1 protein-coding gene is annotated in these 247 nt (G+C 70.4%); it reads right to left on the bottom strand.

The window, feature by feature from the left end:
• Window positions 1–247 (bottom strand): PLP-dependent transferase (locus ACTFO6_RS19345; protein ID WP_439935943.1); only part of this gene is annotated, 247 nt, incomplete at both ends.

Here is a 247-nt window from a genome sequence, read left to right as displayed (position 1 = left end):
AGAGCAGATGGGCGCCGGCTTCCAACACCGCTAGGGCGATAGAGATGGCTGCCATGCCGCTCGCCGCCGCCACGGCGCCCGCGCCCCCCTCCAGCTCCGCCAGCAGCGCTTCCAGGGCCTGGCGGGTGGGGTTGCCGAGCCGGGTGTACTCGAAGCCGCTCGTCGCCCCCACGTCCTCAAAGCGGAACGTGGACGTCTGGTAGATGGGCGTTGTGACGCTGCGGTACGCCCGGTCGATGTCCTGACC

This window comes from Pelomicrobium sp. G1, from assembly GCF_051905455.1.
GTDB lineage: Bacteria > Pseudomonadota > Gammaproteobacteria > Burkholderiales > UBA6910 > Pelomicrobium.
The sequence above is the reverse complement of the archived record's forward strand: the minus strand, read 5'-3'. Positions and strand labels throughout refer to the sequence as shown.